We start from the raw sequence: 20,943 nt of genomic DNA, 5'->3' as shown, positions 1-20,943 counted from the left end.
ACCGACGTGTGTTTCGCCGTTCAGTGCCGAAGCGACCGGTCTTCTTGGTTGAACAGGAGCGTGGACTCGGAACCGCGAGATTAGTGGAGAAAGAGCAAGCGTGCGTCGCAATTTGTTCGCGGCGGCAGGTGAGAAATCTCCGATCGTAGGTGACAAATCAGTCCGAGGAAGTGGTCGATCCGGAATCAGTATCGTGGCGACTTCTTACGTGTCTTGGTTTTTGGCCTTTGCAGCCTTCGCGGGGTAGCGTTTCTTTATTGGTGACGTTTTCACGATTTTCTTTCGGCTTTTCACTTTGGCAGCGTGCTTCTTTTTGTCGTCTTCTTCGCAGTTTTGGAGCGGGGCCGATGAGGCTCAGATCGCGAATGTCATGGCGACCGATATTAGGAATCAGATTGCGGCTTCGAAGGATTACGTCGCTAAGAATGGTCAAGAGCAATCGAATGCGAAGTAACCCATTGTTAGGTTCAGTGGCTCCGATTCGAAGTGATTGATCGCTCTTTCGCTGTCTAAACCAGCTATGACATCATCTTCGACAGTTGCCATTCTGGCTTCGTCGCTGAAGTTTCTCAGATGGGTTCCCAAGGTCAGGTTTTCGTTATACGCACCGGTGTCACGATCCTTACAATCTGTCCCTGCGAAGGCTAGGTCGATGAGGGGAGTCGGGACGGGCTGTTTACGGGGCTTTTGCTAGAAGGTCTTACCAGCCGTGCAGCGGACTTAAGCGGCCATTTGACGACGGCGGCTCTCTATTCACTGGATAATGGGAGAGTGGGAGCAATGGCAGATCTAAAAAACTAATGTTCACGCCTTCAAGACGCTGCGCCAATTTCCGTTGGCCACCTTTGTAAAGCTAAACTGGCGTCCCTGCCTTGAAGATACTGGCGAAATGAATTGCGGGAACTTGATAGAAACCGGATTTCCCGACTTGGCGAAGACTGTTTTTGCGGTTAAAGTTCTAGAACGCTAGATTTGCGGCGGGAAATAAGTGCTCAATGTTACTATGCTTGACCAAGGCAAAGCGATTGAAGGCCGGCTGGCTGTTAGCCATCGCTTATATGTTCTGCGTTCTGGCTCCCGGCATTTCCTTTGCGTTCAGCAACGGTGGGCGGGCTGCGCCTTGCCTGATTGAGGAAGGCCATGTCGTCGGCATTGTCCATGTCCACGATGTCAGTGTTGGTCAGCATATCCACACGGACGGATACGCGGATGCCCATTCGGCAATGTATGGGAAATCCGCGTTTCAGGGCGGCCATGGCGATGTACAGGCCGCGGTAAATGTGCAAGAGCCATCTCCGGCCCATGGAGAGCACAACGCTCCGAACGTTCAATGCTGCGGGATGGTGTGTCTGAGTGCACTGCCTGCAACCATCGTCGATATCGTAGACCCTTCTGTCCCGACCTCCATCTGCTCCTCCGAGAATTATCGGAGCATCGCAGACAGTACTCCTCCCATGCTCTACCGCCCCCCTATTTCCTGACATCACTTAAATGATGTGATGCAACGTCCTTTAAGGACGCTTGTATCTATGGCTCATCAGCAGTTCAGGAAAATGTCATGCCTTCGCAGTTTGGGGCGAAGACTGCTGCCGTTCATTCGGTAGTGATCGGATTCGTTCAAAGAAAATTTAACATTCTTACGGGAATGGCGGTCGTCGCTATTGCGCTTGGGGGATGTGTGCCGCCGGATGTTCCGTTGGTCCGAGCCGACCCGGTAGATCCAAGCGCCAAGGTTTCGGGCATTGTCTATCGATCTCGGTTCAGTTCCTACACGAGCATGCGCCCGGTCTCGCCGGGACCTTGGGTCGAACAAAACCAGCGCTCCGCGCCTAAGTCGAGCCAGTAGGAGCGGCAACATGGACATTTTCAGAGCTTCCCAAGCAACGCTCGCTCCGCTGATCATCCCACTTCTAAGTGTTCGGATCCGATTGATTCTGATCGTCGGACTGGCCGCTCTCACATCCGGCTGCGCACAGTTCTCCACCGACGGTGGGATGAGCTTCGTATCGGACGTCGCACGTCAGGAGATGAACAGGGACGTCGTCGCACTGAAGACGGCAGACGATGTGGCGTCATCGCGCGCCGTTGTTGACAAGCTTCTGGCGAGGAGTTTGACGGCCGATGCGGCGGTCCAGATTGCGCTGCTGAACAATCGCGGATTGCAGGCGGCGTTCAACGATCTGGCTTTTGCGGAAGCGGTCATGGTGGGCGAGAGCCTGCCGCCAAACCCGTCCATTTCGCTGTCGCGCATCGCGGGTTCAGCGGAAGTGGAGATCGATCGCCAGATCATCGTTAGCGTGCTGGCACTAGCGACCCTGCCGGCAAGATCTGAGATCGCAGCGGAAAAATTCAGGCAAGCGCAATTGCGCGCGGTCTGGGAGACGTTGCGTATAGCAGCCGACACACGCCGCGCATACTATCAAGCGGTTGCCGCGCGCGAGCTCAGTGAGTTCTTGACCCAGGCGGTAGGTGCGGCCGAAACATCCGCCAAGCTTGCGACGAGGCTCGGCGAAACTGGCGCCATGAACAAACTCGATCAGGCACGTGAGCAGGCGTTCTACGCCGAACTGGCCGTACAGCGTGCTACCGCAAAATCGGGCGAGGCGTCCGCTCGCGAAGCTCTGATCCGCGCGATGGGTGTGTGGGGAAGCGATCTCGAGTTTAGGCTTCCGAACACACTTCCGCCGCTGCCCAAGCGCGTGCAGGCGCTGGCCAACATTGAGGCCGAAGCCGTTCGGCGCCGCGTCGATTTGCAAATTTCACGGATGGAGGTTGACGCGCTCGCCAAGGCATATGGTCTCACCCAGGCGACACGATTCATCAATGTCCTGGATGCCGGCTACGCCGATAAAATCACTAGGGACAAGGCAACAGGCCAGCGTACCAAGGATCGCGGCTTTGATGTCGCGTTTGAAATTCCAATCTTCGATTTCGGTGAAGTGCGCGTGCGCGAAGCCGAGGCGACTTACATGGGGTCCGTCAATCGGTTGCTGCAACGGGCTGTCAACGTCCGTTCGGAAGCACGCGCCGCCTATCAAAACTACCGGTCGACATATGACGTCGCGAACCACTACACGCGGGAGGTTCTGCCGCTGCGGAAGATCATCTCCGAAGAGGCCCAGCTTCGTTACAACGGCATGCTCATCGATGTTTTCGATTTGCTGCTTGAAGCACGACAGCGCATCACCGTGAATTTGGCGGCGATCGCGATGCGGCGAGAATTCTGGCTTGCCAGCACCAACCTCACAACAGCCGTCGTCGGCGGCGGTTTATCCGGTCCAGCCGAGGTCGCGTTTGCAACCACCAGTACATCCGGTGCGGCAGGCGATTGAAAGGAGCACTGACATGATTTCAAGGAGAGGTTTACTCGGAAGTGCTGCGGTCCTTGCCAGTGCAACTGCAATTAGCGGACGTGTGCAAGCGGCAAACATTCCGGAAGCGGCGGTCACCACCACCAATACGATGCAACCGCCTTTACACCCGACAACGGGGCCGGATTATCAGCCGGTCGTGACGCTAAACGGTTGGACCTTGCCTTGGCGCATGAACGGTGACTGGAAGGAGTTCCATCTTGTCGCTGAACCCGTGGTCCGTGAGATGGCGCCTGGAATGAAAGCACACCTATGGGGCTATAATGGCCAGTCGCCGGGACCTACGATTGAAGCGGTCGAAGGCGATAAGGTCCGCATTTTCGTCACCAACAAACTGCCTGAACACACGACAGTTCACTGGCACGGAATGCTGCTCCCGAACGGGATGGACGGCGTCGGTGGCCTGACCCAACCGCATATCAAGCCCGGTAAGACCTTCGTCTACGAGTTCGTTCTGAAGAAGAGCGGCACTTTTATGTACCACCCACATGCTGATGAAATGGTGCAAATGGCAATGGGCATGATGGGGTTCTTTGTCGTTCACCCCAAGGATCCGACATTCATGCGGGTAGATCGCGACTTTGTCTTCCTGCTTAGCGCGTACGACATCGATCCCGGGACATATTTGCCAAAGGTCGCGGAGATGCTGAATTTCAACATGTGGACCTTCAACACACGGATCTTCCCCGGCATCGATCCGCTGGTTGTGCGCAAGAACGAACGCGTGCGGGTTCGCGTTGGTAATCTCACCATGACCAATCATCCGATACATATGCATGGTTACGATTTTGAGGTGACGTGTACGGATGGCGGATGGGTTCGGCCAGAAGCGCGTTGGCCGGAAGTCACCATCGATATTCCGGTCGGCGCCATGCGCGCTTACGAATTTGTAGCCGATGCGGAAGGCGATTGGGCGCTGCATTGCCACAAGTCACATCACACGATGAACGCCATGGGGCACAATATTCGGAATTTTATTGGTGCCCGAAGCCGCGATCTCGTCAAACCCATCCGCAAGCTCGCACCCGATTACATGGCAATGGGTAGTGCCGGCATGGCGGACATGGGTGAGATGGAAATGCCGTTGCCTGACAATACTATTCCCATGATGACCGGCTTCGGCCAGTTCGGGCCCCTTGAGATGGGCGGTATGTTCACGACGGTGAAGGTGCGCGATGGGATCGCCCCCGGCGATTACAAGGATCCAGGTCCTTACAAGAATCCGGACGGAACGGTGGCCTACGAGGTCGAAAATCCGTCCGCTGCTCCGGCGCGAAAGACAGAAGCACCTTCATCAAACAAACCAAATGTCGAAATCAATGTGGTCAAGCCAGGCACAAAGGGCAGCCACATGAGCAACCATTAACGGGAGAACCAAATGAGAAAACCTGAAGTTTACGCGGCAGCATTGGCATTGATAGGTGCTGCAACGATTTCAGCCAACGCAGGTGTAGGTGAACCAGGTCATAGCCACGACGCGGGCTACTCGGCGGGCGAACCTGGAGACTCCAAAAAGCCCGCCCGGATCGTGCAGGTCGTCATGCGAGAGTCGGACGGCAAAATGCAGTTCATCCCAGACCGTATCGAGGTTCGTGCTGACGAGCAGATTAAGTTCGTCCTCAAGAATAACGGCGACCTTGAACATGAGTTCGTGCTGGCAAGCACTGCGGACAATCTCAAACATGCCGAGGTAATGAAGAAGAATCCGGATATGGAGCACGATGACCCAAACGCCAAGCGGATTGATCCGAAGAAGAGCAGCGAGATCGTTTGGAAGTTTAGCAAGCCAGGTCAGTTCGAATTTGCGTGCCTGATTCCTGGACATCGCGAGTCCGGCATGGTCGGCACGGTTGTCGTAAAGTGAAGTGGACAACTCTGTCATGAAGGCGCGCTATCGAATGGAAGGTATTCTCGACAGTGTGCCTGATGACGTCTGGCACACTGAAATGAGCATGTTTTCTGACACGCATTATGAGCAGACCGCAATCTATAGTGCCGGGCAACGAGGAGAACGTTCGAGCCATATTCTATTAAAACGTGACGGTGTATCGGTTGGAGGCGCTCGGGTCGGCCTCTATCTTGTTCCTGGTCTCAAGCGTGGCTTGGCATTAGTTCGGTTCGGGCCTTTCTGGCGTAGGCCAGATTCCGAAATAAGTGACACTTACAAAGACGTTATTCGCGCTCTAATTGAAGAGTACGGCGGCAAGCGAAAGCTATATCTCATTGTGCGGCCTCGTCCGCATCCCGATTTTTATCCGCAAGAGGCGAAGGAGCTGCAAGAACTAGGCCTAACCGGCAATTCAACGACCATGCTCGACCGCTATTTCGTAGACGTGTCCATCGATGAATCCGAACAACGAAAGAGCTTGGGAAAGACATGGCGCTATAACCTACAAAAGGGATTGGGAAACGATCTTGATATTCGCATCGCCACTGATCCGAACACTATTAAGACATTCCAGGCCATCTACGGCGAGATGGTTCTTCGCAAAAATCTGAACTACCCCGGAGTCGATCTCCCTGCATTCATCCCTGATCTCGTGGGGCTTCCGGAGCGAATGAACATGCAGGTCGCCTTAGCTGACCATGAAGGGAAGGCCATCGGCGGTGTTGCATTCAGTATCGTGGGTGATCTTGCCTATTATGTCTTCGGCGCGAGCAGCAATAAGGCCGTCGAGCTGAATGCCGGCTACGTATTGCAGTGGCACGTCATTCGCTGGTTACACGAGCATTCCGCGGTGCGCTGGTACGAACTTGGCGGTCCCGGCGATCCGGGAATCAGGCAGTTCAAAAAGGGCCTCGCTGGCAAGCGCGGCAGTCTGCTTGCCGTCCAAGAATTTCACTTCTGTCCTGATTTTGTCGCGCGTTTGGTCGTTGGAGGGCTGTTTTCCCTGCGCGATGTGCGCAACAGGATGCAGCGCTGGCAGCGTGAAAGAAAACCTTCCCTATAACGGTCAACCAACTGAAAGGAAAAACACATGCGTAAAGAACTTCTGGCTATCGCCGCCGGACTTTCGATCGGATTTATGAGCTTCGTTGCGGAGGCTCAAACAGCTCCCGTTGAAGGCTCGGTCGTGAAGATCGATGAGGCTGCCGGAAAAATCACGTTGAAGCACGGTCCCATCAAGAAGCTAGATATGGATGAAGGGATGACGATGGTGTTCCGGGTTCAGGATCCTGCGATGCTGAAGACCGTCAAGGTGGGGGACAAGGTCAAGTTCGATGCTGACCGGGTCAATGGACAGATCACCGTCATCACCCTTCAAAAATCCAAGTAAAGGAGAGATCGGAACGATTCCGATCGACGCACAAATAATCGAATGCGATCGTATCGGTAATGATTAAGTCTCTTTGACAATAGCAGACAGGATTACGCATGAATAACTTGGGAAAATATCAACGCCTTTTCACGCGGCGAGGTACCCTCAGATTGACTGCTGCACTGGTGGCGTTTCCGCTAGGTGCTGCTGCTGCCGATAGAGCCGTGGTTTCGGTGTTTAAGGATCCAAATTGTGATTGCTGCACGGGTTGGGTTCGCCATCTCAAGGAAGCCGGTTTCGCGGTTAAAGTTGATGAAACGACAAGCCCCAACATTGTTCGGAAGCGTCTGGGGGTGCCGCCTGAACTGACCGCTTGTCATACCGCTGAGGTGGGCGGATACGTTCTGGAGGGGCATGTCCCCGTCGCTGCTGTACTGCAATTATTAGCGAAGCGACCCAAAGCTGTCGGGTTGGCAGTTCCCGGAATGCCCATCGGATCACCTGGAATGGAGGGCGGCGCGCCTCAGAAGTACGAAGTGGTCATTTTCGGAGCGACCGGGCAGCAACCATTCATGCAGTTTGTTGGTACGAAGGCCGCTAGTTGAGGTGCCTGAGGGCGACACTTAAGGAGCAGATGGTGCCGGCGCGGGTGTCCGAGGAGCAGACAGGCTGACGACAAACGTTTTGCGATTCATTCAAATCAACTCGCAGGAACATTTGCCGTCTTCCCAGCGCCGCGCGTTGCTATTTTTTGTCACCCATGTGGTGAGGCACCTCCGTTTTGGGACCGCCTTCATAGTGATGACCACCAGTCCCGGTGTTCACACCAGTCTTTTTAGACGGGGACTTTGGATGCGTCGTCGAGTGAGGCACTCCCGTTTTTGATCCTCCTTGATAGTGATGCGCATTTCCTGTGTCAGATGCGGTCTGCGCCATGGCGGGAACCGCCATGAACTGAACTGCAACTGCGATAGCAACCATCTTCCGCGTGATCATCGAACTTCTCCGTGTATGCATCGAATGTCGATATGAAAGCTGAAAATCTCGAGCGATATATTGATCGAAGTTAATGTTTGGTCGGACGTAAGCGACCAAATTTGTGCCTAGTATTTAAGCAAGAAATTTTAACAACATAGCGTAGACGCGTAGTAGGCCGACATTTGTGGAGATACGAGTCAGTAAATCGCGGGTTCACTTGCTTTCAGACAAGCCAATTACTTTGAATTTTTTCCCGATGTTGCACCTAGGAGTCAGAGATTGTCTGCGCCTATATTAGGATGAAGAAGTACTTACCGCAGCCTGTTTGGTGATTGCATAGATCGGATTCGTGGTGCGTTAAAAATACACGCTATTTGGACAATCGAGTCGGCCGGCGTGACGACGAAGCGGAGCCATCCTGTGTAATTTCTTCTGATCTTCGGCGTAAATCCGGCCGAGATCCGTAAAGCAGCCGTGACGGAGCTGATTGTCCTCAGCTAACACGATAACCGCGCTACATAGTGAAGTCGCTTGAGGAGTATGCCAAGCTGAAGCCACTAGGCTCGTCGCGACGCCAGAGTCATTTCCGGAGAGTGTCTCACGAGAATCGTTAGATCGCCGACACCATCTGAAGATTGAACCTAAGGTCAGCGGCAGTCTAGCCGCATTGTTCGACCAGCCGGAGGGCTCCGGTGGGTTCAGACCTCGTTAAGTAGCTGAACCAACATCGTGGCTCTCATCCGGCACAACAACATTCTAGGTAAACTAGGACAGCGCTTTACCAACGGCCTATGTTGGAGCCGATGATGACTCAGTGGGTGAATTTTTCTGAGGCGGTGCGCGCTCAATTGGGTAAAGTCCCTGCGACAGCTACCGAATAGCATCTGTCAGGGAATTTTGTCGATGTGGGTGATCATCACAGCGCCACGGTGTCGACCTACGATGAAATGAATATGATCGCCAGGTTTCAATCCGTTGAGCAGTTTACGAGAGGTAACATGGAAGACCATATACATGGCCGGCATCCATATGCTGCCATCGGGGCTTCGCATCTCGGGATGAAAAATATTGACCGTCCCCGGACCAGCGTCAAGCGCCTCCACTGTTCCCTGCGTTCGAACGTGGCGCGACGGTGGAAGTCCGTTTGTTGCTTGCATCTGCTCCATGCGCGTAAGCCATTCAACGCCGGTCATCGATGCGAAAGCCGGAAGAGTAGCGGTCATAAACAGGCCCGCCAATAATGCGCAAACCAATACCTTAAGCATCGCATCTCCCCGCAGACTTAGGGATGCACTGTTCTACCCTAGGTCTCTTTTCGACATCAGTATCCTCTTTACATTTTCGAAATTTTCCCAAAATTGATTTGGGTTAATATTGCGCATTATTATTTTGGCATGTTCTATGCTCGAAAAGTGAGTCATGCGCCGTGACCGTCCCTTAGCGTCACTACTGAGGTTGTGAGTTGGGTCGATCCTAGTGCGACATCATCACCCAGCACGGCGGTTGCCCGAGTATCGTGTATGTTGCGCCACCCCAAATAAACTCCCTTAGCCGAGAGCGACCATAAGCTCCCATTACTAGGAGATCGACATTGTTAGTCTTTACGTAGGCATCTATCACCGTTCCAACGGAGCTATCACCGCTTTTTATCGTTTCAAACGTCGCTTTGATGCCATGCTCAGCAAGATGTCTTGTTAAGGCCGCGCCGGACTCCAACTCTGCGGCGGTTCTATTGTCTGTCACAGCAAAGACGTGAATGATCTTGGCATTTTGAAGCAAAGGGAGCGCATCAGCTACAGCTCTCGCTGCATGCTGACTATGGTCCCAAGCAATCGCAACATGATCAAACGAACTAGGCAATGAGTCCGCCAACTCCTCCGAGAAAATCAAAATCGGTCGTCCGGATTCAAATATTAGCGCTTCGATAAATTTCTCCTGAGGGCCATCATATGCCCTGATTGCAACTAGCGTCAGATCCCTGAGACGCGCGCTTTCGATCAGAACAGAGGTCACATCCTCTGTAGTGCAACGCACCAATCTTTGCTCATGCGCTATCTGCGAGGAACGAGCGGCTTTTTCAAATGCTTGCAACATTTCTTCCGCAAGATGGAGGAGCTTTTGGGATTCCGTCGCCTCTACCGTGGAGAGATCATTCAGAATAAACGTCTCCGCATACGGAGTTGCGGGCTTGACAATCATTTCGATGGCGGAGATGCGAGCTCCAATGTATTTGCCGATTGCGACACTTTTTTCGATCGCGGCAGTCCCCGTTGGCTTCGGATAAGTTACGAGTGGTAACAGAATGTCCTTAATCGCCATGGTGCCTCTCCATATCTAAAATATTTAAGACGGCAATCGGATATAGATGTTGATCTTCCTCAAGGCTATGACTTGATCTTCCAGCACTCGTTATGGAAACAGTCCACGCATATTTTTCGCGGCACGTACACGTTCCACACCTATCGACATGGCAGCTGTTCGATTGAAGATTCTATCCCGCTTGGCGCGCAACGTCATTTGATCGAAAGCACGATCAAGGATCTGAAATTCGCGCTGCATAACCTCATCTTCTTCCCAGAATAATTGTTGCAGGTCTTGTACCCATTCAAAATAACTCACAATCACTCCGCCCGAATTGCAAAGGATGTCAGGTATCAGAAATATCTCTTTTTGACGCCTCTCCAGCACCAGATCGGCTTCCGGTGTAGTCGGTCCATTGGCTCCTTCTGCTACAATTCTGCACCGCAGTTCGTCGGCAGCCCTCGCGTCGATAACGCGCTCTATCGCAGCCGGCACTAAAACGTCGCACGGCAGCGTCAAAATGTTCGCCGGATCGTACGAAAGTTCGTTCGAGTAATCGGCCAGATTCCCATGTGCGGAGACGTGCTTTATCAAATCGGGCACATCGAGACCTGCCGCCCTATACAGGGCACCAGTGTGATCGCTTACGGCGATGATCCTGACGCCCATGTTGCTTAGTTCCAGCGCAGCAATTGAGCCGACGTTACCGAAACCCTGAATAACAGCCGTAGCATCACTCAAGTTGATCGATAGATCGCTCATTACCCGCCTGGCGAGATATGCGACGCCACGGCCCGTCGCTTCCCGACGCCCGAGCGTACCGCCAGCACTAACCGGCTTGCCGGTTACGATCTCCGTCACCGTGCGGCCGTGGTACATGGAATATGTATCCATGAACCACGCCATCACTTGCTCGTTCGTCCCCATATCGGGCGCCATAATGTCGGTGTGAGGTCCGACGAACGGAATCATCTCCTGCATATAGCGGCGCGATAGAGATTCTAGTTCACGCTTTGAAAGGCTGGCCGGATCGACGCCGATCCCACCCTTCGCGCCACCATACGGAAGGCCGACGAGCGCGCATTTCCAACTCATCCAGATCGCAAGCGCAGCGACCTCGCCGAGATCAACACTGCCCGCAAAGCGGGTGCCGCCCTTCGTTGGGCCCAACGTCAAGTGATGCTGGACGCGATAACCCTCAAACACCGCGGTGGTCCCGTCGTCACGATGGATCGGGCAAGAGATCGTGATAGCACGCTTGGGCATCAACAGACGATCGCGCTCGTTGATAGGGATCGACAGATGATCGGCTATAACGTTGAATTGTTGCGACGCCATATCGAAAACAGGACCGCTATAGATCGTCATTCGTCTTCATCCCTTACGCGTCGGCTGCTTGTCTTGTGGTCTTTAACTTCCGCGAAATGACTTTAGAAGATTTCCCGGTATCACGATTATTGTGCTTTGTATAATTGGCGCTGTAACCTTGGATCAATTCAATGCAGAATTCTATGAATGGCTCTTGCTCTTGTTCGGGATCGCGCTCGATATCCCAGATACCATGACTAACTCGATGACATTGAGTGCGGCTGGTATCTATCATAAGCGGATGGCGTGCCATCCAATGTGGTGTCGAGGTCAAACGTTTTCGGGCCGACGCGTCCTGTAGAGCGTGCGATTTCCTCGACCAAGTGTACGGTGAGGCGATGATTCGCCAGTAACTATCTCGGACCGATAGATGCAAGTTGACGCCATTTTCCCAACTACACAGCGCGATGTTCGCCTCGATTTATTCCGAGGACTTGCCAATTGGGCGATCTTTTTGGGGCACATATCCGGCACGATTCTCTCATGGTTCACGACGCGGAATTATGGCTTCAGCGATGGAGCCGACCTGTTTGTGTTCATATCGGGTTACACAGCAACGTTGGTCTTCGGTCGAATGATGGTGGCGCATGGGTTCGTCATAGGCGCCACAAGATTGATGCGACGCGTTTGGCAGATCTATGTCGCGCACATATTGCTCTTTGTCTTCTACGTGACGTCGATTCACTACGTGGCACATAATTTTGACGTTCCCCATCTGATGGATCAATTCAATGTTGCCCGTCTAATGGAGTATCCGGTTGAAACTCTTAGCCAGGGGCTGATATTGAGGCTCAAGCCACTTAATTTAGATGTGCTGCCTCTTTACATCGTATTGATGGGACTATTTCCACCAGTCCTCTGGCTTATGCTGCGATGGCGAAACTTGGTTATGATTGGCTCTGTACTGCTTTATGTGGCTGCGCGATATTTTCAGTGGAATCTTCACGCTTACCCAGCGGGCGTTTGGTATTTCAACCCGCTCACGTGGCAGTTGGCCTTCGTCCTGGGCGCTTGGCTTGTATTGGGAGGCGCCCATACGCTTCGATTTGTGATCCAGTCTCGGCTGGCACTACTCCTAAGCGTTGGATTTTTAGTCTTTGCCCTTCTGCTGACTTTGTCAGAGCGGATTCCAGAGTTGCAGAAGATGTTTCCTGCTATGGTGATGGAGGTATTCGTCCCCAATGATAAGACGAACCTCGCCCCTTACAGAATGCTGCACTTGGCTAGTTTAACCTTGCTTGTCGTCCGCTTTATGCCCAGTGACTGGTCAGGTCTCAACTGGCCGGTGTTTCGTCCATTGATCAAGTGCGGCCAACAATCTCTTGCAGTATTTTGTCTTGGGGTTTTTCTCTCCTTCGCGGCGCACTTGGTACTCGACACAATCTCGAATGGAATTCTGGCCCAATTGTTTGTCGGTGTCGCCGGACTGTCGATCATGACAGGCGTAGCCTACTATCGGTCATGGTCGAAACAGGTCGACAAGCTGTTATCGGTGCGTATGGACGGGGCTGCTCGCGAAAGCCGCTTTCCCGGGTTGAGGGGCGCTGATCGAACAAGCTAGATCGAAGGTTATTAGCGGCATCTACGGAAAGCCGAAGGTGCTGGCGGAACAAACCTGAGTCGGTGCAGAAGTCTAAGTTTTTGCTTATATGACGACTCGTGTCTCATGCAGTATCGGTGGAACTGCGTGAGAATCAGTGCGAAGGGAGAATGGAAGCATGATGACTTCCGAAATGGTTCTCAGCATTGAGGCGCGAGCGGCGGTGCTTCACGTGCTCCACTGGATGGCATTCGGCATCGAGATGCTCGGTGTGACGGTCATTGTTCTCGGCGTGATTGCTGCGAGCGGTTGGTCGGTTATTCAGACCTATCGAGGCGAATGGAATGGAGCGTTCCGCTCGTATCGCGCCAATCTTGGGCGCGGTATCCTGTTGGGCCTTGAGTTCCTCATCGCGGCTGACATCATAGGCATGGTGGCGATCGTGCCAACGTTCGAAAGACTGGGGATTCTTGGGTTGATTATCGTCATTCGAACGTTCTTGAGCTTTTCTTTGCAGATCGAGATCGAAGGCCAATGGCCTTGGCGCCGATATAGGGCAGACGCTCAGAATGGGGAAAAAGATGTCTTGTGAACGCGGTAAGTTCAAACGAATTGAAAACTAATTCTGCCTCTTCTCGGTCGCATAAAGGCAAGGCGTGACACGATCGAGTCGTTCAGAGGAAAGCTGATAGATCAGGTCAAAGTCCTTTCCGGCACGAGTCACGCTGCTTTCGAAATTGTTCAAGTGTCTCGGTCATCCTGTTGATCGATTCGCACTCGCCTTTCGTCATTGGATGATCCAAAGAGGGCGTTCGACAGCCCGGCACGATGGCGGAGGCTTTTCCAAGCAAACCTTGAACACTCGTCGTAAGTACAGACGAAATTATATGTTGGTCCATCCGCATCGGATGTAACCACTTCACGACGTTGGCGTTCTACAGATCTGAAATCGCTTGGAGGCAAGAGTTGAGGAAGATCCAGTAAATGGCTTCCGTAAACTCCTCCACGCCCGCAGCGGTATTCCGGATCGCTGGTCTGATTATCGATCATCATTTTATATAATTTCAGCTCGGGGCCCCAATTTCTCGGACATGCTCGAAGTCGCCAGATGCTGAGCGAGTGCTGTATTTATAAAACTTAACCTGGGTCAATTTACGAAGGGAATTTCAGGCTTACAAGGACTCTTGAAGATTACGACGGCCAACTCGGCATTTGTCGAGCGCAGTGATCGAGGAGATTCCGATGAAGAAATCTGTCAAGCTGCCCGCTATTGCAGCCGCAAGCGCAATCATCGCCGCTTTCGGGTATCCACAAAGCGTATCAGTTGCTGGGCAACAGTCACCTAGTCGCTTCATCGTTGCTATGGATGACATGAAATCCATGCAGCCGGACTCTTCGAAAAAGGCCGATCCTAGTATGGGGACGCCGAGCGGTCAGTCTCCGAAGATGGGACGCATGATGGACGACGATAAGATGGAAATGCCGCAAAAGGATCAGGATAAAATGGGTTCGGGTTCAACGAACCAACCCGGCGGCATGATGATGGAACGGATGATGCGACAGATGTGCGGAATGTCAGGCACTGCAGGGGCCGCAGCATCAACCGATATTACTGATCGAACCGAAGGACGGATCGCTTTTTTGAAAGCAGAACTACAGATCTCGGATAAGCAGGTTGGTGACTGGAATGCGCTGGCGGATGCACTGCGATCCGCGCGCTCGCACCTTGTCCAGGCGCAGCAACTTGTGGCTTCCGATAAGAAAATGACCTCGGCCGAGCGTCTCGAAGCCTACGAAAAACACCTGGCAGAACGGCTTGAGGCGGTCAAATCCTCGCGTGCAGCATACAACCGCCTGTACGCGGCGCTGAGCGAGGAGCAGAGGCGTACTTCAGATACGATACTTTTGCCGCTGATCGGGGCATTCTGATTTCTCGGTGCTCACAACGCACATGAGATATGCGACGTTGGAAAATCCGCTGCAACGAACAATCGTAGGAATTGTTGCGCTTGCTGTTTTCGGTCTTATCGAGGGCCGGGCAGCAAACGCTGGTCGTTTGCAAGAAAGCCAGATATCAGTTGGAATCCGTCTGCTGCTCACGTCTGATACCTTCATCCCTGAAGTGCGCGCGACCGCTCAAAGCCGCTGGGTTATGGCTCAGGCGCCAGATGGTCACTCCGAGCATCATCCCAATGCTGGGGCGAGTCCGATCTCCCCCAATATAGAGCCGCCAACAAATCAAAAGGGCGCACCCGCAAACACGCCGAGCGCTGCGCCGGCCGCAGGGGGAATGAGTTCGGGCGGGGGCGGCGCCATGAGCGAAATGATGGCGGGCGGCTGTATGGGCGGCGGCTGCATGGGCGGCGGGCGTAAGGAGTTTTACCCATCCCTGATGGCTCTCCCGTCGCTGACCGACGAGCAGCGTCAAAGCATCGAGGCGCAGGCACGTGGTTGGATCAGTTCAGGTACGGATGAGATCGCGCGTGCGCAGGACGAACTGCGTCACGCTAATGCGGCTGGCGACACCGCTGGCGGCGAGCAAGCCGCATCACGCCTCCGGGACGCATTGAATCAGGTCAAGAGTGGAACGACGACGCTGCGATCACTCGCTGAAGGGGCGCCGCCCCAGCAAATCGCATTGGATTGGTTCAAAAGTCAGATGAGCCTCGTATCTGATCGGCACGATCAAGAAGTGGTCGGGCCGCTCGGTTTCTCCTGGTTTCATTTGATCACAATGGCATTGGTGGCAACCTTCGCGGTTGCCATGGTTGCTATTTATCTGATGCGCATGCGCCGCGCGAATGCGCTCGTGGATCGTCTGGTCGGTGGCACGCCTGCCGCAGCGCTTGGCCCGGCGGCGGTCACCCCGTCGGCACGGTCATCCCCTGGCGGGACGCTTGGTGTCGCAGATCCGATGGTTTCACCCGCGCCGGTGACCGGGCTGCCACCCTCTGTCGTAGCGATTGGTCCGGCTGGTCAAGCTGGCCGTACGGGTCCGGGGCTCTGGAAAGGGAAATTGCGCGTTGTTGCTATCTTCGATGAAACTCCCAACGTCAAGACGTTCAGGCTGAGGGATCCAGGCGGTGGGCCGATTCCCTTCAGTTTCGAACCAGGCCAATTTCTCACCTACTCCGCCGAGATCGACGGCAAGGTGCTGAAACGGTCCTATACGATTGCATCATCGGCCGCTCAGACCGCTTATGTCGAGACCACCATCAAGCGTGAGGACAAAGGGATTTTCTCGGACTACATGCACCAGGAGATCTCCGAGGGCGACTTGGTGGACGTAATGGGACCCTCCGGCGCATTCACGTTTACAGGTAAAGAATCCGAGGGCGTGGTGCTCATCGGCGGGGGGGTCGGTATCACCCCCCTCATGGCGGCCATTCGCTATCTCGACGATACGGCGTGGCCTGGAGAGATATTCCTCATCTACGGCGCTCAGACGACCGAGCACTTCATCTTTCGCAGCGAGCTGGAATTTCGCCAGCGCCGCATGCGTCATCTGCATGTGGCGGCCACAATGGCGCGGGCCGCTGGTACGTCTTGGATGGGGGCCGAAGGACAGATTAGCCGGGAGTTTCTTACACAGTCCGTTCCCGACTTGGTGAAGCGTCGCATCCATCTGTGCGGCCCGCCGGGTATGATGCAGGCGATGAAGAAGCTCCTTGCCGAGATTGGAGTTCCGGCAGAACAGATCAAGACAGAGGCGTTCGGACCGGCCCTCGGAGCCGTGCCACCACCCGGTTTCACCGTGGTAAGCGAGGCCAGATCTACCGGCGCCGCAATCGCTCCGTCTGAGGCGAATGTACCGGCTATTGGTCCAGCAACCGCCTCGATACGCTTCTCAAAATCGAACAAGGTGGCGCCGCTCCCACCCGACAAGAGCGTACTCGAGGTTGCGGAATCCGTTGGTGTGCCGATCGACTATTCCTGCCGCGCCGGCATTTGCGGGGTATGCAAGACCCAGCTTCTTGAAGGCAAGGTAACGATGGAGGTTGAAGAGGCCTTGACGACCGATGACAAGGCTCGTGGCCTCATCTTGGCGTGCCAAGCGAAGTCGATCGATAACCTAGTCGTCGAGGCCTGACATGAGCGGGGCAGAGCGCGCTATCGTTGGGCTCGTGCTCACCATGTTGCTTTTTTTGGTTCCTGCGTTCGTCCTTCATTCATCGCAACGATTTGCCGGAAGCCTGGCCGGATTTGCGCTTGGTACCATCGCCGCAACCTTGATGGTCTCCCTACTCATTTATCCGCTTGCCAAGCGCAGTCTTGGGCTGAGGTCACTGATCAACCGGCTGATATCGATGCGCGCTCTTCTCGCATTTCACGTTTATGCGGGCGTGTTCGGAGCTTTTCTTGCTATCCTGCACACTGGCCACAAGTACCAGAGTGCGCTTGGTGTCGCACTGGTGATCAGCATACTGGTGGTGGTGGTAACAGGGCTCGTGGGCAGATACCACCTGCCTGAGACCGCAGCGGAGCTGCGCGAGGAGCAAGCGCGGTTGGCAACGCTAAGGTCCGCATACGACCGCACGGCAGCCGCCTTGGCAAACCGTAGCGCGGCGGGAAACAGCCCGCTCCCTAGCGCATCGACCTTGCTTGAAGTGCCGATCCTGCAACTCGTCGACGGCATAGCCGATCTGGAATATGCTATCGGATCGCGCGAAGGGGTGAAGCGCATCTTTACGCCGTGGATCGTCGCGCATGTTGTGGCGGCGATCGTGATGTATTTCCTATTGTCGCTTCACGTGGCGGGCGAGATCTATTATGGATTGCGGTGGCTATCGTGAAGAAGCTCGGCGCATTCTATACAGTGCTGATCACGCTGGCGCTGGTAATTAGCGTAGCGGCTATTGGAACTCTCTACAAAAAGGGATCGATATCGTTTCCAGGCTGGCAGGCCTCGTTCCAGCCTGGGCCGCTTTCCGCAAAGCACTCGTTTCTTGCTGAGAAATGCGAATCTTGTCACACGCCGACCCGCGGTGTTGAGGCAACTGCCTGTATCAACTGTCATACCACGGCTGCTACCGACCTGGCCAAGCAGTCGACCGCATTTCACGCAAACGCCCAGAACTGCACTGGTTGCCATGTAGAGCACACCGGTGCAGCGCGGCCGATAAAAATGGCTCACACCTCTCTCGTTCGGATCGGTTCACATGCTGCCTATGGCGACACAGGACATCCGAACGTTCCGCGCCAGATGGTGGACGATTTGAAAGAGCTCTTGGGGCTACCCGCCTCGGAGCCGATTGAGAAGTCGCAACTCGACTGCGCAGGCTGCCACAGCAACCGTGATCCGCATCGGGAGCTGTTTGGGCGGGACTGCGCGAACTGTCATGCGACCGCGACTTGGCGGATTTCCCCATTCTTGCACCCATCGCCGACTTCGAAAGACTGCGCGCAGTGCCATCAAGCACCGCCGAGTCACTACATGATGCATTTCCAGATGATGGACCGGGGTATTACCGGTCGGGAGCATGCTCAAGTAAACCAGTGTTTCGAATGCCATCGTACAGACTCGTTCAACAATATCAAAGGCGTCGGCTGGTTTAAACACCACTGAGAAAACATGCCTTATGACGAGCATGGTCAGATTTGGTCCGACACCATTTGATTTTGGCTTCGCCGATCTCGTCTAATGAACGAACGCCCTCCGATACGTGAAAGCCTGCATTCTAGGAAACAAAACGTGTGAGCGTAGCTCGATTCCTTAGTTGGGTTGGACCGGGACTAATGGTTCAATCTAGCCTACAGTCTCGAACCCAATGTATGCGGAATTGTTTCAACCGTGACGCCGAGGTGATCTGCGATATCCTGGGTGGCGGTCGGTCGATGTCGCCGGTGGCACTAAGCAGTTCTCATAACAGCTTGCCATCACAGCACGGAGAACGGCACGCAGTGATCGAGAGCACCAAAAGAAATTCCTGCACAAGGGTACAACCGCGCTGCTTACTGTTGCGCGAAAACATCAAGCTTGCGAGATCGCAGCAATCTTTAACGTAGATCAGTTTTTTAAATCAACGGAAGCCTAACTTGCCAGTCGCTTGTACGCGACGCTGACTCTGGTCAGGCACCATGGTTGCCTCGATTAGATGCGTCCAAAATGGTGTTGGCATGCACAAGATATGGAGCGCTGCTTGGTGTGCAGTGATTGCCTGTATCCCCGCAAGCAGCGGATCGGCGGTCGCCGAAACACATGACATCGTGATCGAGCGTCATGTTGTAAATGTAACGGGACGCGAGCGCGTTGGCATGCTCATCAATGGCCAACTTCCAGGACCAATTTTAAGGCTCAGGGAAGGGGAAGACGCTGAGATCAATGTCACCAACAAACTTGATGAGAATGCGTCGATCCATTGGCACGGTTTGATCGTGCCACCCGAAATGGACGGTGTGCCGGGAATTTCACCGGGATACGGGGATGGTATCAAGCCAGGTGAGATCTTTACTTATCGGTTTAAGGTTCGGCAGGCCGGTACCTATTGGTTTCATAGTCACTCCTCGGGCGAGCAAGAGCAACTCGGGATGTACGCCCCTCTCATTGTTGAGCCGCGCGAGCGTGAGCCATTTAGTTATGACCGCGACTATGTGATCATGCTCTCAGACTGGACGGATGAGGATCCGAAACGCATTATCAGGAATCTCAAACAGGATAGTAGCTGGTATAATTTTAACCGCCGTACCCTGGTCGGGTTGATACAGGAGCTCAGCCAAGCCCCCGATGAGGAAGCGCGCCGAGCGATCATTAATGATCGCGCGACGTGGGGACTCATGCGGATGGACCCGACTGATATCGCGGATGTGTCGGGCTACACGTTCTTGGTGAATGGTCAATCGCCGGAGCGGAATTACACTGCCTTGGCCCGTCCGGGCGAGCGGGTACGTTTGCGTTTTATCAATGCGGCGACGTCGACGTACTTCGATGTTCGCATTCCAGGGCTCAAGATGACGGTCGTGCAGGCCGACGGCAACAACGTGTCACCGGTGCAGGTCGATGAATTCCGTATCGCAGTCGCAGAGACTTTCGATGTCATTGTGCAACCAAAGGAAGATCGCGCCTATACAATTGTAGCGGAGTCGATGGACCGGACCGGCTTTGCTCGCGCGACCTTGGCGCCGCGACTGGGGATGATTGGACAATTACCGGTTCATCGCGCTCGACGGCTCGTGTCCATGTCCGAAATGGCGATGAATCCTGGGCCGACGGGTATTGATCGTGGCACGGTTCATCCGGAACAGGACATGCTGGGTCATGTAGCACCGCAGATTCCCATGGAAATGGAGAACGGCACTGGCGGCATGCCAAGGATGGGTGATGCGCCTATGACGGGAAAAAGCGTCATGCCCATGAAGCGCGGCAGCGTAGGGCAGGAGGAGAAGCGAAAGACGAAAAGGCCTTCTTCTAGTCCAAGCATGCCGGGAATGAAGCATGAGAGAATGCCGGGGATGAGTGGGGCACCGGCCGACGAAAGGGTGGCCTTTGCGCAGATGCAAAGCGGAGGTCACGGCAGCATGCCTAGCATGGCTGATCAATCGAAAGGCAAGCCCGGCAACTCCACTCCTTCAGCAGTTCCGATAACGCCGGCGCCTGAGCAAGGGGGAGAGGATATGCCAAGCGTTGGTGAGATGGGTCAGCAGGCGATGCCCGATCCGATCACTCACGACACCGGAGCGCCCCCCGGCACAAGAGTTCTTTCCTACCGCGACCTGAAGCCGCTCAAACCTTATCCCTACAGGCGCTTTGACCGGATCATCGAAATCCGGCTGACCGGGAACATGCAGCGATATTTCTGGTCGATCAACGGGCGCAAATTCAGCGAAGCTGAACCTATTACCTTGCGTTTCGGCGAGCGCGCTCGATTCCGTTTCATCAATGAGACCATGATGAATCATCCAATGCATATCCATGGTACGTGGATGCTTCCGGAAGTTGGAAACGGGGCACGCAATCCCATGAAACATACGGTCAACATCAAGCCCGGTACCACGCTGGATGTCGACATACCGGCAGATGCGGAAGGACCATGGGCCTTTCACTGCCATCTGCTCTACCACATGGAGACAGGCATGATGCGCCAGGTCAACGTGGTGCGCCGGACTGCGTCGACCCATTAGGAGGCGG

At 54.3% G+C, this 20,943-nt stretch carries 19 protein-coding genes; 13 read left to right on the top strand and 6 right to left on the bottom strand.

The window, feature by feature from the left end:
* Positions 1–157: 157 nt before the first annotated feature.
* Together AC1Q67_RS08995 and AC1Q67_RS08990 are read right to left on the bottom strand one after the other, a co-directional pair.
* Positions 158–433, bottom strand: a complete 276-nt coding sequence (locus tag AC1Q67_RS08995) for a hypothetical protein (RefSeq protein ID WP_492234388.1) — start codon at positions 431–433, stop codon at positions 158–160.
* A gap of 610 nt (positions 434–1,043) precedes the next feature.
* Positions 1,044–1,286, bottom strand: coding sequence for a hypothetical protein (locus AC1Q67_RS08990; RefSeq protein WP_492234389.1), 243 nt, complete (start codon positions 1,284–1,286; stop codon positions 1,044–1,046).
* Positions 1,287–1,856: 570 nt separating this feature from the next.
* On the opposite strand from AC1Q67_RS08990, the gene AC1Q67_RS08985 reads away from it, so the two are divergent.
* From AC1Q67_RS08985 to AC1Q67_RS08960, 6 genes are all read left to right on the top strand, one after another.
* Entirely contained in the window at positions 1,857–3,332 is a 1,476-nt protein-coding gene (locus tag AC1Q67_RS08985) for a TolC family protein (RefSeq protein WP_492235679.1), read from the top strand.
* Positions 3,333–3,345: 13 nt separating this feature from the next.
* Positions 3,346–4,737 (top strand): multicopper oxidase family protein, encoded by a 1,392-nt coding sequence (locus AC1Q67_RS08980; protein ID WP_492234390.1) that lies wholly within the window; start codon positions 3,346–3,348, stop codon positions 4,735–4,737.
* A 12-nt stretch (positions 4,738–4,749) separates the two neighbouring features.
* Complete coding sequence (locus AC1Q67_RS08975; RefSeq protein ID WP_492234391.1) at positions 4,750–5,235, top strand: cupredoxin domain-containing protein; 486 nt, start codon at positions 4,750–4,752, stop codon at positions 5,233–5,235.
* Between the two features lie 16 nt (positions 5,236–5,251).
* Positions 5,252–6,322, top strand: a complete 1,071-nt coding sequence (locus AC1Q67_RS08970) for a lipid II:glycine glycyltransferase FemX (RefSeq protein WP_492234392.1) — start codon at positions 5,252–5,254, stop codon at positions 6,320–6,322.
* A gap of 27 nt (positions 6,323–6,349) precedes the next feature.
* The gene (locus AC1Q67_RS08965; RefSeq protein WP_235097944.1) at positions 6,350–6,649 is read left to right on the top strand and encodes a copper-binding protein; all 300 of its coding nucleotides are present in this window, start codon (positions 6,350–6,352) and stop codon (positions 6,647–6,649) included.
* Positions 6,650–6,747: 98 nt separating this feature from the next.
* Entirely contained in the window at positions 6,748–7,236 is a 489-nt protein-coding gene (locus AC1Q67_RS08960; protein WP_492234393.1) for a DUF411 domain-containing protein, read from the top strand.
* 139 nt (positions 7,237–7,375) lie between these two features.
* On the opposite strand, the gene AC1Q67_RS08955 is transcribed toward AC1Q67_RS08960, so the two are convergent.
* The 4 genes from AC1Q67_RS08955 to AC1Q67_RS08940 form a co-directional block, all read right to left on the bottom strand.
* Entirely contained in the window at positions 7,376–7,627 is a 252-nt protein-coding gene (locus AC1Q67_RS08955; RefSeq protein ID WP_235097950.1) for a hypothetical protein, read from the bottom strand.
* Between the two features lie 869 nt (positions 7,628–8,496).
* On the bottom strand, positions 8,497–8,874 hold the full coding sequence (locus tag AC1Q67_RS08950) for a copper-binding protein (RefSeq protein ID WP_235097951.1): 378 nt from the start codon (positions 8,872–8,874) through the stop codon (positions 8,497–8,499).
* Between the two features lie 208 nt (positions 8,875–9,082).
* Entirely contained in the window at positions 9,083–9,928 is an 846-nt protein-coding gene (locus tag AC1Q67_RS08945; RefSeq protein ID WP_492234394.1) for a universal stress protein, read from the bottom strand.
* A 90-nt stretch (positions 9,929–10,018) separates the two neighbouring features.
* The gene (locus tag AC1Q67_RS08940; RefSeq protein WP_492234395.1) at positions 10,019–11,278 is read right to left on the bottom strand and encodes a Glu/Leu/Phe/Val family dehydrogenase; all 1,260 of its coding nucleotides are present in this window, start codon (positions 11,276–11,278) and stop codon (positions 10,019–10,021) included.
* Between the two features lie 370 nt (positions 11,279–11,648).
* On the opposite strand from AC1Q67_RS08940, the gene AC1Q67_RS08935 reads away from it, so the two are divergent.
* From AC1Q67_RS08935 to AC1Q67_RS08905, 7 genes are all read left to right on the top strand, one after another.
* Entirely contained in the window at positions 11,649–12,839 is a 1,191-nt protein-coding gene (locus tag AC1Q67_RS08935) for an OpgC domain-containing protein (RefSeq protein WP_492234396.1), read from the top strand.
* Positions 12,840–12,996: 157 nt separating this feature from the next.
* Positions 12,997–13,410, top strand: a complete 414-nt coding sequence (locus AC1Q67_RS08930) for a DUF1622 domain-containing protein (RefSeq protein WP_492234397.1) — start codon at positions 12,997–12,999, stop codon at positions 13,408–13,410.
* Between the two features lie 650 nt (positions 13,411–14,060).
* Positions 14,061–14,747, top strand: a complete 687-nt coding sequence (locus AC1Q67_RS08925) for a Spy/CpxP family protein refolding chaperone (protein WP_492234398.1) — start codon at positions 14,061–14,063, stop codon at positions 14,745–14,747.
* 463 nt (positions 14,748–15,210) lie between these two features.
* Entirely contained in the window at positions 15,211–16,908 is a 1,698-nt protein-coding gene (locus AC1Q67_RS08920) for a 2Fe-2S iron-sulfur cluster-binding protein (protein WP_492235680.1), read from the top strand.
* A 1-nt stretch (position 16,909) separates the two neighbouring features.
* The gene (locus AC1Q67_RS08915) at positions 16,910–17,611 is read left to right on the top strand and encodes an iron reductase (protein WP_492234399.1); all 702 of its coding nucleotides are present in this window, start codon (positions 16,910–16,912) and stop codon (positions 17,609–17,611) included.
* The gene (locus tag AC1Q67_RS08910) at positions 17,608–18,384 is read left to right on the top strand and encodes a cytochrome c3 family protein (protein ID WP_492234400.1); all 777 of its coding nucleotides are present in this window, start codon (positions 17,608–17,610) and stop codon (positions 18,382–18,384) included. Before AC1Q67_RS08915 ends, AC1Q67_RS08910 begins: the two co-directional genes overlap by 4 nt.
* Before the next feature lie 551 nt (positions 18,385–18,935).
* Entirely contained in the window at positions 18,936–20,936 is a 2,001-nt protein-coding gene (locus AC1Q67_RS08905; protein ID WP_492234401.1) for a copper resistance system multicopper oxidase, read from the top strand.
* Positions 20,937–20,943: the final 7 nt, after the last annotated feature.

This window comes from Afipia sp. GW823-FHT06G09 (assembly GCF_058794875.1).
This window is presented reverse-complemented; position numbering and strand designations above follow the sequence as displayed.

Excerpts from the sequence above, each read along its gene's own strand:
- AC1Q67_RS08905 (WP_492234401.1), top strand. The coding sequence starts at position 18,936 with ATGCACAAGATATGGAGCGCTGCTTGGTGTGCAGTGATTGCCTGTATC.
- AC1Q67_RS08925 (WP_492234398.1), top strand. The coding sequence starts at position 14,061 with ATGAAGAAATCTGTCAAGCTGCCCGCTATTGCAGCCGCAAGCGCAATC.
- AC1Q67_RS08940 (WP_492234395.1), bottom strand. The coding sequence starts at position 11,278 with ATGACGATCTATAGCGGTCCTGTTTTCGATATGGCGTCGCAACAATTC.
- AC1Q67_RS08985 (WP_492235679.1), top strand. The coding sequence starts at position 1,857 with ATGGACATTTTCAGAGCTTCCCAAGCAACGCTCGCTCCGCTGATCATC.
- AC1Q67_RS08935 (WP_492234396.1), top strand. The coding sequence starts at position 11,649 with ATGCAAGTTGACGCCATTTTCCCAACTACACAGCGCGATGTTCGCCTC.
- AC1Q67_RS08950 (WP_235097951.1), bottom strand. The coding sequence starts at position 8,874 with ATGCTTAAGGTATTGGTTTGCGCATTATTGGCGGGCCTGTTTATGACC.
- AC1Q67_RS08945 (WP_492234394.1), bottom strand. The coding sequence starts at position 9,928 with ATGGCGATTAAGGACATTCTGTTACCACTCGTAACTTATCCGAAGCCA.
- AC1Q67_RS08965 (WP_235097944.1), top strand. The coding sequence starts at position 6,350 with ATGCGTAAAGAACTTCTGGCTATCGCCGCCGGACTTTCGATCGGATTT.
- AC1Q67_RS08960 (WP_492234393.1), top strand. The coding sequence starts at position 6,748 with ATGAATAACTTGGGAAAATATCAACGCCTTTTCACGCGGCGAGGTACC.
- AC1Q67_RS08920 (WP_492235680.1), top strand. The coding sequence starts at position 15,211 with ATGGCTCTCCCGTCGCTGACCGACGAGCAGCGTCAAAGCATCGAGGCG.
- AC1Q67_RS08970 (WP_492234392.1), top strand. The coding sequence starts at position 5,252 with ATGAAGGCGCGCTATCGAATGGAAGGTATTCTCGACAGTGTGCCTGAT.
- AC1Q67_RS08930 (WP_492234397.1), top strand. The coding sequence starts at position 12,997 with ATGATGACTTCCGAAATGGTTCTCAGCATTGAGGCGCGAGCGGCGGTG.
- AC1Q67_RS08975 (WP_492234391.1), top strand. The coding sequence starts at position 4,750 with ATGAGAAAACCTGAAGTTTACGCGGCAGCATTGGCATTGATAGGTGCT.
- AC1Q67_RS08980 (WP_492234390.1), top strand. The coding sequence starts at position 3,346 with ATGATTTCAAGGAGAGGTTTACTCGGAAGTGCTGCGGTCCTTGCCAGT.
- AC1Q67_RS08915 (WP_492234399.1), top strand. The coding sequence starts at position 16,910 with ATGAGCGGGGCAGAGCGCGCTATCGTTGGGCTCGTGCTCACCATGTTG.
- AC1Q67_RS08955 (WP_235097950.1), bottom strand. The coding sequence starts at position 7,627 with ATGATCACGCGGAAGATGGTTGCTATCGCAGTTGCAGTTCAGTTCATG.